Origin of the sequence: Microbacterium sp., assembly GCF_029263575.1 — a bacterium.
Lineage (GTDB): Bacteria > Actinomycetota > Actinomycetes > Actinomycetales > Microbacteriaceae > Microbacterium.
Genome location: NZ_JAJUFV010000092.1, coordinates 1 through 11,930 on the forward strand (window position 1 = coordinate 1; position 11,930 = coordinate 11,930).

Genomic DNA, 11,930 nt, shown 5'->3' on the forward strand with positions numbered 1-11,930 from the left:
AGCGAGCGGTGACGATGTCGTCGAGCAGATCGACATCGGAGGCCCCGCCATGGTGCGTGCCGCGGCGAAGAACCACGCCAACGTCGCCATCGTCGTCTCCCCCGAGTCGTACCCGGCGATCATCGAGTCGCTCACCGCCGGCGGAACGACCCTCGTGCAGCGGCGCGAACTCGCCGCGCGCGCGTTTGCGCACACATCGGCATACGACACGGCCGTGGCGGCCTGGTTCGCCGAGGGGACGCTCAACGATGGCGGCGAGCTGCCAGAGCACCTCACCATCAAGGCCGAGCGCCTGTCGACGCTTCGCTATGGCGAGAACTCGCATCAGCGTGGTGCGATCTACACGCGCGTCGGTGGGCACGGCATCGCTCAGGCGGTTCAGCTGCAGGGCAAAGAGATGTCGTACAACAACTATGTTGATGCCGACGCCGCGCTGCGTGCCGCATTCGACATGGTGCTGCCGGCGGTCGCCATCGTCAAGCACGCGAACCCCTGCGGCATCGCGACGACCGCACCGAACGCGCTCGACCCGATCGCCAGCGCCCACCTGCGCGCGCACGAGTGCGACCCGGTCTCGGCATACGGCGGCGTGATCGCCACGAACGGCACCGTCACGTTGAAGATGGCAGAGAACCTGAAAGACATCTTCACCGAGGTCATCGTCGCGCCGTCGTTCGAGCCGGAGGCGCTCGAAGTGTTCAAGGCGAAGAAGAATCTGCGGCTGCTGCAGCTTCCCGATGACTGGCGTCAGGAAGAGATGGACGTGCGCCTCGTCTCGGGCGGGCTGCTGCTGCAAGATGCCGATCGTTTCCCCGATGACATCGATTCGGTCGCGAACGACTGGGAGCTCGTCACCGGTGAGCGCCCGGATGACGCAGACATGTCCGACCTCATCTTCGCGTGGAAGGCATGCCGTGCGGTGAAATCCAACGCGATCGTCCTGGCCAAGGGCAAGGCGACGGTCGGCATCGGTATGGGACAGGTCAACCGCGTCGACTCCTGCCGCCTCGCGGTGGAGCGCGCAGGGGAGCGCGCAGCGGGCTCGATTGCGGCATCCGACGCGTTCTTCCCGTTCGCCGACGGTCCCCAGGTTCTTCTGGATGCCGGCATCTCGACCATCATCCAGCCCGGCGGGTCCGTGCGCGATGACGAGGTCATCGCTGCGGCAAAGGCCGCCGGGGTGACGATGTTCTTCACCGGAGAACGCCACTTCTTCCACTGATCTCCACGCCCCGGACGCGCGACCCACTGCGATGTCCGATTTCCGCGTGTCTGCGGCTATCGGACGTGTCAGAGTGGAGGCATGACCTTCCCGGGGATGAGCTTCGACGAGCGGTACCGTGCGATCGACGCGCGCGACACGCGCTTCGACGGCCAGTTCGTCACCGCGGTGCATTCCAGCGGGATCTATTGCCGTCCTTCGTGCCCCGCGCGCACGCCCAAACCGCACAACGTCAGTTTCTTTCCGACCAGCGCGGCCGCGCATGAGGCCGGGTTTCGAGCGTGTAAACGCTGTCTGCCCGAGGCGGCGCCGGGCTCACCTGCGTGGGACACGCGCGGAGACACGGCGGCGCGGGCGATGCGTCTCATCGCCGACGGCGTCGTAGAGCGCGAGGGCGTACCCGGACTCGCTGCGCGACTGGGTTACTCCAGCCGCCATCTCACGCGACTGCTGGCGAGCGAGCTCGGTGCCGGTCCGCTCGCGCTGGCTCGCGCGCACCGTGCACACAACGCGCGGATGCTGCTCGTCGGCACCGATCTGCCGATCTCCGACATCGCGTTCTCGGCCGGGTTCGCCAGCATCCGCCAAGCAGGCGAGACGATCCGCGAGGTGTTCGGGCTCACCCCGAGCGAGCTGCGGGCGCGTCGGCGCGGCGGTGCCGCAGCGGTCGGTGAGATCGATCTGCTCCTGCCGCATCGCGAGCCGATGGACGCGGCAGGCATCTTCTCGTGGATGGCCGCCCGTGCTCTCCCCGGGGTCGAGAGCGTCACCGAGGCGTCGTTCGCCCGTCATCTGCGGATGCCTGGCGGGCCCGCGTGGTTCGAGGTGCGTCAGGACAGCGAGAGAAAGCTGCGTCTGCGTGCCCGTGTCACGCATCTCAGCGACCTTGCGCCGCTGGTCGCCACGGCCCGCCGCATCTTCGACTTGGATGCCGATCCCATCGCGATCGACACCGCCCTGTCATCGCATCCTGAGCTCGCCCCGCTCGTGGCATGGACTCCCGGTATTCGAGTGCCCGGGGCGGCGGATCCGCATGAGATGCTCATCCGCGCAATGGTCGGACAGCAGATCACGGTGGTCGCCGCCCGCACCGCGCTCACAGCGCTCGCGGAGGCTCTGGGGGAGCCGGTCGAAGACGGACACCTCTTTCCCACCATGTCGGCGATCGCGGAGCACGGCGCCGAGGTGCTCCGGGGGCCCGCCGCGCGCATCCGCGCCATCACGGACGCAGCCGCAGCGCTCGTCGACGGGTCTTTGACGCTGACCGTCGGCGACGACCGCGGCGAACAGCGCGCGGCGCTCCTCGCCAGGGGCGGCATCGGTCCGTGGACCGCAGATTATGTCCGGATGCGTGTCATCGGCGACCCCGATGTCTTCCTCCCCGGCGATGTCGCGGTGCGCGCCGGCGCACGATCTGCCGGACTTCCGGCCGAGCCGAAGCCGCTCAGCGCCTGGGCCGATCGCACCGCGCCCTGGCGCAGCTATCTCACTGCACACCTCTGGCGCGCCGCTCCCGTGCGTGTCCCGCGATCCAGAACCCCGATCAAGGAGTCATCATGACCGCTCTCATCCAGACCATCGACACGGCAGACGGCGCGTTCACGATACTCATCGACGACGAGGGCCGTGTGCTCGCATCCGGCTGGACAGCCGACAGCGACGAGATCATCGGCCGGCTCGCCGCGACGCATCGGCCCACAGCCATCCGAGAAGGCGAAACGGATGCCGCCACCGCTGTCCGCGCGTACTACGACGGCGATCTCGCGGCGATCGAGAACGTTCCGGTCCACCAGTTCGGTACCGACCTGCAGCGCACCGGCTGGGACGCGCTGCGCCGGATCACGCCAGGGGAGCCGTTGACCTACACGTCGTTCGCGGCAACGCTCGGCAATCCTCGGGCCGTTCGGGCGGCGGCATCCATCTGCGCGCGCAACGCCCCGGCGCTGTTCGTTCCCTGTCATCGGGTTCTGCGCTCCGACGGATCTCTCGGCGGATTCGCGTGGGGACTCGACGTCAAGGCGTCTCTTCTCGCCCGCGAGCGCGCTTCCTGACCTGGCGCCAAGACGGGGGCTCGGCGCGAGAGAGTCGCGGGGAATTTCTCTTGCGAACATGAGGTTGCCCACCATAAGCTAAAAGGCTGTCGCGCCGACCGGGCGACGAAGCCGAGCCTGAGGAGGACACCATGATTTCGATCGCCGTCGCGCAGATCACCGTTCTTGGCTCGAACCCGGTAGATCTCGTGCGCTGACCAGGTCGCAGCTGCTTCTCCGGCGCCATGGCGCGCCGCTTCTCTCCTCGCTTCCGTTCCACAACTCACCTGAGAGTCATGTCTTCCTCGTCGTCTTCTTCACCCTCGGGCGCTTCTGCGTCGTTGTCCACGCCCGCCGCCCTCTGGCGCCTGGCTCCTTTCGTCAAACCTGTCGTCTGGCGCTTCGTCGGCGGTGCCGCCAGCGCGCTCGCCGCTGCCGTGATCGCGTTGATGATCCCGATCGTGCTCGAAGAGATCGTGCGCGGTCCGATCCAGACGGGTGAGCTCAGCCTCATCGCGCTCGGTGCCGTCGCCGTGTTCGCACTGGGCATGGGCGAGGCCGTGATGGTGTGGCTTCGGCGCTGGTTCATTCTCAAGCCGGCCACCGAGGTCGAGTACCGCATGCGCACCGAACTGTATGCGCGCCTGCAGACGCTGCCGGTCGCCTTCCACGACCGATGGCAGTCCGGGCAGCTGCTCAGCCGCATGATGCAGGACATCGGCCTGATTCGCCGGTGGCTCTCGTTCGGCCTCATCCTGCTCGTCGTGAACGTGCTGACGATCATCATCGGCTCAGTGCTGCTCTTTCGCTGGCACTGGTTGCTCGGTGTGATCTTCCTGGTGACCGGCATCCCGATGTGGATCCGCGGCTACCTGTTCGAAAAGCGCTATGGCGTGCTCACCCGGCGCAGCCAGGACCAAGCCGGTGACCTCGCCACGAGCGTCGAAGAGAGTGTGCACGGCATCCGTGTGCTGAAGGCATTCGGCCGCGGAAAGCACGCCCTCAACAGGTTCACGGGGCAGGCCGAGACACTGCGCGAGACCGAGATGAGCAAGGCCCGCTCCGTCGGTTCGCTGTGGTTCTTTCTCGACCTCATGCCGCAGATCGCGTTCGGTCTCAGCCTGATGTCGGGCATCTGGCTGATCTCACAGAACCTCATCGAGTTGCCCGAGCTGTTCGCGTTCTTCGCGATGGCGACGGTGCTGCGCTGGCCGATCGAGTCGATCGGATTCCTGTTCTCGTTCATGCTGGATGCACGTACCGCGACCGACCGTGTCTTCGACATCTTCTCCGAGAAGAACAGCATCACCGATCCGGCCGAGCCTTCCCACATTGACGTGCCGCGCGGCGAGCTCGTCTTCGAAGGTGCGCGATTCCGGTATCAGGATGCTGGATCCGCCGAGCGCGATCTGCTCGACGGCATCGACCTGACGCTGCGTCCCGGGGAGACGATGGCGCTGGTCGGGCTGACGGGCAGCGGCAAGACGACGCTCACGACCCTGCCCACGCGTCTGTACGACGTCACCGGCGGCCGTGTGACGCTTGACGGCGTTGACGTGCGTGATCTCTCGCTGACCGAATTGCGCACGCACATCGCGATGGCGTTCGAAGACGCCACGCTGTTCTCGGCATCCGTCCGAGAGAACGTGCTGCTGGGGCGGCCGGAGCTCGACGTGCACAGCGACGAGGGCGAGCGCACGATGCGCGAAGCGCTCGATGTCGCCCAGGCCGGATTCGTCGATGCCCTGCCCGAGGGCGTCGAGACGGTGATCGGCGAGGAGGGTCTCAGCCTCTCCGGCGGTCAGCGCCAGCGGCTGGCGCTCGCGCGCGCGGTGGCGGCGAACCCCAGGGTGCTGGTGCTGGATGACCCGCTCTCGGCCCTGGACGTCGACACCGAAGCCCTCGTGGAAGAGGCGCTGCGTCACGTGCTCGTCGACACCACGGCGCTGATCGTGGCACACCGTCCGTCGACGGTGGCCCTCGCAGACCGCGTCGCGCTGCTGGAGAGCGGCCGCATCACGGCCGTGGGCACGCACTCGGAGCTGCTGAAGACAAGCCGGCACTACCGGCACGTGATCTCGAGTCTCGAGGCCGATGAGGCTGCGAGGACGGGAGCGATCGAGATCATCACGGATGACGACCTCGAAGCGGCTGAGAAGGCCGCTCGCGACAACGACGACACTGCCCACCAAGGAGACACCACGAAGGAGGTGCAGGCATGAGCGGGGCACTCATCGGAACGCAGGACGAAGACCGTTCCCAGTACACGCGCGAAGAGAGCCGGGCGATCCGCAGACGTTCGCTGCGCCTGCTTGGCTCGCTCGTCGAACCGCTGCGGGCACGCATCGTGCTCGCGGCCATCGTGCTCGTGCTGTCGACGGCGCTGCAGGTCGCGGGCCCCATCCTGATCAGCATCGGCTTGGACTGGGCGCTGCCGCAGGTGCTGCGAGGCGCCGACTGGATGCCCACACTCTTCATCGGCGTCGTGTACCTGGTCGCCGGAGCCGCCGCGGCGGCCCTGATCGGGTGGTATGTCGTGATCGCGGCACGTATCACGCAGGCGATCCTGATCGATCTGCGCAAACGTATCTTCCTGCACACACAGCGGCTGAGCCTGGAGCTTCACGAGACCTACACGTCGGGACGCATCATCTCGCGTCAGACGAGCGACCTTGACTCGATCCGTGAATTGCTCGACGGCGGACTCAACAACCTCGTCTCAGGTGTCCTGTTCGGCGCGTTCACCTTCATCGCGCTGATCGTCTGGGACTGGCAATCGGGCGTGATCCTGCTGCTCGCCGGCATCCCGCTGTACCTGCTGATGCGCTGGTTCTACACCCGGTCGCAGCTCATCTTCCGCGAATCGCGCGTCATCAGCGCCCGCGTCATCGTGCAGTTCGTCGAGACGATGACCGGCATCCGTGCCGTCAAGGCGTTTCGCAAGGAGCCACGCAACGACGTCGCGTTCCAGAAGGTCGCCGGTGACTACCGTGATGTGAACCGCCGCTCGATGCTGCTGTTCGGAACCTTCGAGCCCGGCCTGATGGCCGTGGCCGCGCTGACTCTGGGCCTTGTGGTGCTGTGGGGTGGTATCCGTGTCGCCGATGGCGCGCTCACCGTCGGTGTGTTGCTGTCGGCCGTGCTGTACGTGCGAAACTTCTTCGCGCCGATGCAGGAGATCGCGATGTTCCTCAACTCCTACCAGTCGGCGACAGCCGCGCTCGAGAAGGTTTCAGGTGTGCTCGACGAGGTGCCGACCGTCCCGGATCCCGTGAAGCCCGTCGATCTCTGGGAGTCACGCGGACACGTGAACTTCGACGAGGTCACCTTCGGGTACTCGGGAGAGAAGACGATCCTGCCGAACTTCTCGCTCGACATCCCCGCGGGGCAGACCATCGCGCTGGTCGGCACCACCGGTGCCGGAAAATCGACGCTGGCGAAGCTCATCTCGCGCTTCTACGACCCCTCGCTCGGGAGCGTGACACTCGATGGGGTGGATCTGCGGTCGCTGCATCCGAAAGATCTGCGCCGTGCGATCGTCATGGTCACGCAGGAGGCCTACCTGTTCAGCGGAACCGTCGCCGACAACATCGCCCTCGGCAAGCCGGATGCCACGCTGGACGAGATCCAAGCTGCTGCGCGTGCGGTGGGCGCCGATGAGTTCATCTCGGCGCTGCCTGACGGCTACAACTCCGACGTGAACAAGCGGGGCGGGCGCGTGTCGGCGGGGCAGCGGCAGCTGATCTCGTTCGCGCGGGCCTTCCTCGCTGACCCGGCCGTGCTCATCCTCGATGAGGCCACGGCGTCGCTCGACATTCCGTCGGAGCGGCTCATCCAGGATGCGCTGCAGACGCTGCTCGCCGACCGCACGGCGATCATCATCGCCCATCGATTGTCGACCGTCGCGATCGCCGACCGCGTGCTCGTGATGGAGCACGGCCGGATCATTGAAGATGACTCCCCGCAAGCGCTGATCAGCGGAACAGGTAAGTTCGCGCAGCTGCACGCAGCCTGGCAGGCGACACTGGTCTGACGGCCAGTGGTTACCATAAAGGGGTGGATCCGCTCGCGCTGTTGGCCGAATGGTGGTGGATCGCGCCCACCGCGGTCGCGGCCGGGACGATTACAGTGATTGGTATGCGTCAGCGCAGCGGTACGACCGGACGAAGACTGGCGTACGAAGCTGCGCGGGACGAACTCGCCGAGGCACAGCAGCGGGCAGGCGAGCGCCGCCGGGCGGTCAAGCTCGCGCGCGCCGAGCACGCGCGGATGGTCGCGGAGCGCTCAGCGGCACGGGCGACGTCTGCCGAGGTCGCTAGCGCCCGGCGCGTGCTTCAGCAAGCAGAGCGGGAGGTCAAGGCCGCGGATGCTGACGTGCGCTCGCGTCGCGTGCGGCTGAAGGTCGCGCGGGCGGAGATCCCCACGGCGTCGAAGCGTGAGCATTTTCCGGTGGCGAGGCTGAATCGTGCCCACGATGCGGTCACCGCGCGCTGGATGGAGTACGAGACCGACCCTGCGAAGCTCATCGCTTACCCGGCCATGAGCGATGGCAAGGACCCGGCCACGGCGGCCTTCTTCGCCGCGTCGCGTGTGGCGCAAGACACCAGGCCGACAGATGGGGCGCGCGTCACGACGGCGGAATTCGCCGCCTATCGAGACGCGGTGGCACACCTCGAGCGAGCGTTCGAGGTGGCCGAGCACTCGGCGAAGGCGCGCGCGGCGGGACGAGACCCGAATGCATCGCCGGCCTGGCAGGACACCGCGCAGCAGGTGATCACCCGTTCGGCGGATGCCATCGACAAAGCAGCGGGTGCCGCGGCGGCCGCCTTCGCCTCATGGAACGCTCGGCGCCAGGGCGGATCGGATGACCCGGCGGTTCCCGACGACGCCCGCGGTGACGCGACACTCGGCGACGACGCTCCGCGCTGAGGATGCCTCGCGCTGACGCCGTCGCTAGGCAGGCAGAGTCCGTGTGCGCACCAGCTCCTGGTACCAGAGCGCGGAGTCTTTGACGGTGCGCTCAAGCGTGTCGAAGTCGACGCGTACGATGCCGAACCGCTTCGCGTAGCCGTAACCCCACTCGAAGTTGTCGAGCAGTGACCACACGAAGTAGCCGCGCAGGTCGACCCCGTGTGCCATCGCTCGGTGTGCGGCGGTGAAATGGCGGCGCAGGTAGTCGGTGCGCTCCGGGTCGGGCACCGAGCCGTCTTCGGCGACCTCGTCTTCGAATGCGGCGCCGTTCTCGGTCACCATCAGCGGCTGTTCGGGGAACTGCTCTGATAGTGAGACGAGCAGCTCCTCCAGTCCGTCGGGAGCGATGTTCCAGCCCATCGCCGTGTAGGGACCGGGCTGTGCGATGAACTCGACGGCCTGGTCGCTGCCGGGCCAGGCTGTTCCCGCTGACGTCCCCTTGTGCCCATCGTTCTGCTGTTTCTCCGAGACGCCGTCCCACAGTCGTACGGTCGCGGTGGAGTAGTAGTTGACCCCGAGAACGTCGATCGGCTGGTTGATCGTCGACAGGTCGCCGTCGTGCACGAACGACCAGTCGGTGACCTCGGAGGTGTCTGCGAGCAGGTCGGCCGGGTATTCACCGCGCAGCATCGGATGCGTGAATGCACGGTTCGCGAGCGCATCGATGCGCCGCATCGCCTCGGGTGCGCCGTCGCCGTCGCCGCGGAGGACGTGGAAGTTCAGCGTGACGGAGTAGTCGGGGTCGCCGGTGGAGGTGGCGCGAAGAGCCGTGACGGCACGCCCGTGGGCGAGGTTGAGATGATGCACTGCCGCCAGTGCAGACGCGGGCTCGGTCCGCCCGGGTGCGTGCCCGCCCTGACCGTAGCCGAGGTACGCCGAGCACCACGGCTCATTCAGCGTCGTCCAGGTGTGCACCCGGTCGCCGAGGGCCGCCCCCATGATTTCGGCGTAGCGTTCGAATGCATCGGTGGTCGATCGAGCAGCCCAGCCGCCGCTGTCTTCGAGGTACTGCGGCAGGTCCCAGTGGTACAGCGTCGCCACGGGTCGGATGCCGCGTTCAAGCAACCCGTCGACCAGACGTGAGTAGAAGTCGATGCCTGCCTGGTTCACCTCGCCCGATGCGGTCGGCTGGATGCGCGGCCACGCGATCGAGAAACGGTATGCCTGAAGACCGAGGGACGCCATGAGGTCGAGATCGTCATCGACACGGTGGTAGTGATCGCAGGCGACGTCGCCGGTGTCACCGTTCCAGACCTTGCCGGGGGTCTTGCTGAACGTGTCCCAGATCGACGGCGTGCGACCGCCTTCATCGGCGGCGCCCTCGATCTGGTACGACGCCGTAGCGGAGCCGAACGTGAAGGATGGCGGGAATACCAGACCTGAGTCACGGTAGTCAGGTGAGCCGGTAGTGGTCATTCTGTGGTCTCTCCAAGAGGGTGGACATGCGGCTGGCGTCATCAGGGCGGTCGTCGCGCGCACCCCACGGCACACTGTACCGGGGTGCACGTGCAGAGGCGGTGACGTGGGGATGAAGAAGGCGACGGGGTCTCGGTGGGGGAGGGTTCCGAGGCCCCGCCGCCGGTCTCAGGAGGTGATCGCGATGGTCGCGATCACCTCGGCGTATTCGGTCTCACCGACCGGTGTGAAGCCGACGCGGTGGAAGAACGCCTCGGGGCCGCCTTCGCCAGCCTCGTAGATGACGTCGACACGATCCATGCCGCGATTGCGCGCCTCGTTCAGAAGATGCTCAACAGCGAAGCGGCCGACGCCGCGTCGCTGGTCATCGGCGTCGACGTTGATACGCCACAGTACCGAGCGGAAGTGCTCTTCCGGCGCTTCGGGGTCGAAACTCGCACTCACGAAGCCGACAACCTCATCACCATCCAGCACGACGCGCTGCCACGACGTCTGCGGGTTGATGACGGTTGCTGCGATGCCGTACGAGACGGGCGCGAGGTACTGCTCCTGGCCCGGCTTGAGGGACAGGTTGTTGACGGCGACGATCGTCGCGGCAGAGAGTTCGACCATACGCAGTTCCGACATAAGCCCAGGGTAACTGTTTGAGCGCCGATCTGGACCAAAGTTGTGGAGGGAACGTAACAGAGACCGCTCAGGTATCTTGGTATCGAGACAATTTTGACTCGTGAACGGAGAATCCCCCGGTGACCGACGACGCCATCATCTACACCTACACGGACGAGGCACCGGCTCTCGCCACCGCCTCGCTCCTCCCGATCGTGCAGGCCTTCGCAGGAAAGGCTGGGATCGAGCTCGAAACCCGTGACATCTCGCTGGCCGGGCGCATTCTGGCCGCGTTCCCTCAGCGCCTGAACCCCGAGCAGGAAGTCTCCGATGCTCTCGCCGAACTCGGTGGACTGGCCACACTTCCCGAGGCGAACATCATCAAGCTGCCGAACATCTCGGCATCGATCCCGCAGCTGAAGGCCGCCATCGCCGAGCTGCAGGGGCAGGGATACGACATCCCGAACTTCCCCGATGAGCCCAGCTCCCTGGAAGAAAAAGACATTCGCGCACGCTACGACCGCATCAAGGGGTCTGCCGTGAACCCCGTGTTGCGCGAGGGCAACAGTGACCGCCGCGCGCCGCTGGCTGTCAAGAACTACGCCAAGAAGCATCCGCACACCAACAAGCCGTTCGCCGAGGGATCTAAGACACGGGTCGCCACCATGAGCGACAACGACTTCAAGCACAACGAGAAGAGCTGGATCGCCGCGCACGACGACGCGCTGACGATCCGACACACAGCCGAAGACGGCACCGTGACGATTCTCAAAGAGAACCTCAAGGTGCTGCCGCGCGAGATCATCGACGCGACATTCCTGTCGGCATCCGCTCTCGACTCCTTCCTCGCCGAGACGCTCGAATCGGCGAAGGCCGACGACCTGCTGTACTCGGTGCACCTGAAGGCGACCATGATGAAGGTCAGTGACCCGATCATCTTCGGTCACGTCGTCAAGGCGTTCTTCGCCGAGGTCTTCTCGCGCTTCGGTGACCAGCTCGCCGCAGCCGGCCTCAGCGCGAACGACGGGCTCGGCTCGATTCTCACCGGTCTCGCTGACATCGACGGCGGGTCGGAGATCGCCGCGGAGTTCGCGAAGACCATCGAGAACGGCCCGCGACTGTCGTACGTCAACTCCGACAAGGGCATCACCAACCTGCACGTTCCCTCCGACGTCATCGTGGATGCCTCGATGCCGGCGCTCGTGCGGGGCGGCGGAAAGATGTGGGGCGTCGACGGCGGCGAGGCAGACACGCTCGCCGTCATTCCCGACTCGTCATACGCTGGCGTCTACCAGGCCGTGATCGACGACGTGATCGCGAACGGACCGCTCAACCCCGCCACAATCGGCACGGTGCCCAACGTCGGACTCATGGCACAGGCTGCTGAAGAGTACGGCAGCCACGACAAGACCTTCGAGATCGCCGCGGCCGGTCGCGTCGAGGTCGTCGACGGTGACGGCACCGTCGTCATCGAGCACACCGTCGGCGCTGGCGACATCTGGCGTGCGACTCAGACCAAGCACATCCCCGTCATGGACTGGGTGCGCCTGGCTGTCTCTCGTGCACAGGCCACAGGAGATCCGGCGGTGTTCTGGCTCGACCTCAACCGTGCACACGACGCGCAGCTGATCGCGAAGGTGCACCAGGCCCTCGCCACTCTTGACACCGGCGGCGCACAGATCTCG

General features: G+C 66.4%; 9 protein-coding genes. 7 read left to right on the top strand and 2 right to left on the bottom strand.

Going from position 1 to position 11,930, the window contains the following annotated elements:
• From purH to Q1J95_RS10255, 6 genes are all read left to right on the top strand, one after another.
• Nucleotides 1-1,222: bifunctional phosphoribosylaminoimidazolecarboxamide formyltransferase/IMP cyclohydrolase (gene purH, locus Q1J95_RS10230; protein WP_300267412.1), on the top strand; the 1,222-nt coding region annotated here is incomplete at its 5' end.
• Nucleotides 1,223-1,303: 81 nt separating this feature from the next.
• On the top strand, nt 1,304-2,782 hold the full coding sequence (locus tag Q1J95_RS10235) for an AlkA N-terminal domain-containing protein (protein ID WP_300267413.1): 1,479 nt from the start codon (nt 1,304-1,306) through the stop codon (nt 2,780-2,782).
• Entirely contained in the window at nt 2,779-3,273 is a 495-nt protein-coding gene (locus Q1J95_RS10240) for a methylated-DNA--[protein]-cysteine S-methyltransferase (RefSeq protein ID WP_300267414.1), read from the top strand. The genes Q1J95_RS10235 and Q1J95_RS10240 overlap by 4 nt, the downstream gene beginning before the upstream one ends.
• 275 nt (nt 3,274-3,548) lie before the next feature.
• Nucleotides 3,549-5,474, top strand: coding sequence for an ABC transporter ATP-binding protein (locus tag Q1J95_RS10245; protein ID WP_300267415.1), 1,926 nt, complete (start codon nt 3,549-3,551; stop codon nt 5,472-5,474).
• Nucleotides 5,471-7,285: an ABC transporter ATP-binding protein gene (locus Q1J95_RS10250; protein WP_300267416.1), complete on the top strand. Its 1,815-nt coding sequence runs from the start codon at nt 5,471-5,473 to the stop codon at nt 7,283-7,285. The genes Q1J95_RS10245 and Q1J95_RS10250 overlap by 4 nt, the downstream gene beginning before the upstream one ends.
• A gap of 23 nt (nt 7,286-7,308) precedes the next feature.
• Nucleotides 7,309-8,181, top strand: coding sequence for a hypothetical protein (locus tag Q1J95_RS10255; RefSeq protein ID WP_300267417.1), 873 nt, complete (start codon nt 7,309-7,311; stop codon nt 8,179-8,181).
• A 24-nt stretch (nt 8,182-8,205) separates the two neighbouring features.
• Here the strand turns inward: Q1J95_RS10255 and Q1J95_RS10260 are convergent, their stop codons facing one another.
• Both Q1J95_RS10260 and Q1J95_RS10265 read right to left on the bottom strand, forming a co-directional pair.
• Nucleotides 8,206-9,639 carry a GH1 family beta-glucosidase gene (locus tag Q1J95_RS10260; RefSeq protein WP_300267418.1) on the bottom strand — a complete coding sequence of 478 codons (1,434 nt, stop codon included), beginning with the start codon at nt 9,637-9,639 and terminating at the stop codon, nt 8,206-8,208.
• Between the two features lie 168 nt (nt 9,640-9,807).
• Nucleotides 9,808-10,266, bottom strand: a complete 459-nt coding sequence (locus Q1J95_RS10265) for a GNAT family N-acetyltransferase (protein ID WP_300267419.1) — start codon at nt 10,264-10,266, stop codon at nt 9,808-9,810.
• Nucleotides 10,267-10,385: 119 nt separating this feature from the next.
• On the opposite strand from Q1J95_RS10265, the gene Q1J95_RS10270 reads away from it, so the two are divergent.
• On the top strand, nt 10,386-11,930 hold a 1,545-nt coding region (locus Q1J95_RS10270; RefSeq protein ID WP_300267420.1), incomplete at its 3' end, for an NADP-dependent isocitrate dehydrogenase.